Here is a 1,902-nt window from a genome sequence, read left to right on the forward strand (position 1 = left end):
GCGGGAGCGCCCGGTGGTTCCGGCCAGCCTCCGGCGAAGCGCGGCATGCCGGCTTGGGCATGGTGGGTGATCGGCGGTGGCGTGCTGCTCCTGGCGCTGATCGTGACCGGCGCGGTGCTGCTCTTCTCCGCGATGTCGGGCGGCGGCGCGAAGGGCGCGGCCGACGGCTACGTCTCGGCGCTCGCCGAGGGCGACATCGACCGCGCGAACGAGCTCGCGCGCGTGCTCGACGGCGATAAGCGACAGGCGGTGCTGCTCTCCGAGGCTTGGGCGGAGTCGAACCGGGCGACGGACTTCACGATCGACAAGTTCCAGGCGCGGAACGACGCCGGGACCGCGCAGGTGAGCTACCTGCTCGACGGGTCGAAGCTCACGGACTACATCGAGCTCGCGCGGGACGGCGATGGCTGGTACGTCTCCCGCGGCCTCACCTATTCGCTGCCGAAGATCTACTTCTCCGACCTCGACGGGTATCGGATCCCCGGCTACGACGGCATCGTCGGCGGAGACTACGACCTCGAGGCCTACCCCGGCGTCTACGAGATGCTCACCGCGAGTGCGCTGTTCGAACTGGCGGAGCCGGTCAGCTTCGAGGTCGGCTCGGCCAGCATGTTCGTCTCGGTCGATCCGGAGTTCGTTCCGTCCGAGGCGTACTTCGCTTCGGTGAACGAGCAGGTGAAGGCGCATGTCGACGACTGCCTGGCGGCTGCGACCGATGCGGCGGACGTGTACGGGCTGAGTTCCTGCGGGCTGTCGGACTACTATCCGTCGAAGCTCTACAACGTCACGAGCTTCAGCGTCACGGTGGACGAGTACCCGACCGTCGCTCAGCGGAGCGGCGGCCTGAGCGGTCTGGAGATCGATGAGGCCGGCTCTGCCGCCATCACGGTGAAGGGCAAGGAGTTCTCGGGCAAGAGCGGGACCGAGAAGATCTCCGCGACGTTCAAGTACCTCTACTTCAGCACCACGGTGAAGGGCGACGAGGTCTCGGTGAACTTCTACTGAGCCGCCGAGCGGGAAGGGCTGCGAGCATCATGACGGAGACGGATCGCGGGGGACTGCCCGCCAACTGGAACGCGCCGAACGTGATCACGGGGGTGCGGATCCTCGCGACTCCGCTCTTCGTCTGGATGCTGCTCGCGGACGACGGCCGGATGGGCTGGCTGCGCTGGGCCGCGGCCGCCTTCTTCGTGCTCGCCATCGCGACGGACGCCTGGGACGGCTATCTCGCGCGCTCGCGCGGGCTGATCACGGACCTCGGCAAGCTGCTCGATCCGATCGCGGACAAGTTCCTCACCGGCGCGGCGCTCGTCGGCCTGTCGGTGCTCGGCGAGCTGCCCTGGTGGGTGACCGTGCTCGTCCTGGTACGCGAGATCGGCATCACGGTGCACCGGCTCTTCGAAGCGCGCACCGTCGTGCTCGCCGCGGCTTGGATGGGCAAGCTCAAGACCGTCGCGCAATCGGTGGCGATCGCGCTGGCGCTCTTCCCGTTCCCCGAGGTGCTCGGAGAGTGGGTGCACGCGGTGAACCTGGTCACCATGTCGATCGCCGTCGCTCTGACGCTCGTGAGCGGCGTCGACTACGTGGTCAACTTCCTCCGCGGATCCCATCGCGCGCGCGGCGGCGCCTCCCCGGCAGACGAGGCGGAACCCCGTTGAGCGGCGACGATCCCGGGCTCGCCGCGCAGGTGATCCGTCTCGCCACGGATCGCCGGGCCCGGATCGCCGTCGCGGAGTCCCTGACCGGTGGCCTGCTCGCCGCCGAGCTGGTCTCGGTGCCGGGGGCCTCGATCGCGTTCTCCGGCGGCGTCGTCGCCTATGACACGGCGCTCAAGCGAACTCTGCTCGGGGTCGATGGGGGACTGCTGGCGGAGCGCGGCCCCGTCGACGCCGAGGTCGCCCG

At 69.1% G+C, this 1,902-nt stretch carries 3 protein-coding genes; all 3 read left to right on the plus strand.

All coding sequences use genetic code 11. The annotated features are described in order from the left end of the window. A partial coding sequence (locus ACFPZL_RS12705) for a hypothetical protein (protein WP_382335717.1) occupies positions 1–1,005 on the plus strand: 1,005 nt, incomplete at its 5' end. A gap of 29 nt (positions 1,006–1,034) precedes the next feature. Continuing rightward, positions 1,035–1,658 carry a CDP-diacylglycerol--glycerol-3-phosphate 3-phosphatidyltransferase gene (pgsA, locus tag ACFPZL_RS12710; protein WP_218113834.1) on the plus strand — a complete coding sequence of 208 codons (624 nt, stop codon included), beginning with the start codon at positions 1,035–1,037 and terminating at the stop codon, positions 1,656–1,658. Next, positions 1,655–1,902, plus strand: a 248-nt coding sequence (locus tag ACFPZL_RS12715) for a CinA family protein (RefSeq protein WP_382335719.1), incomplete at its 3' end; no start/stop codon positions are given. The genes pgsA and ACFPZL_RS12715, both read left to right, overlap by 4 nt.

This window comes from Leucobacter soli (assembly GCF_042659205.1).
Classification (GTDB): Bacteria; Actinomycetota; Actinomycetes; order Actinomycetales; family Microbacteriaceae; genus Leucobacter; species Leucobacter soli.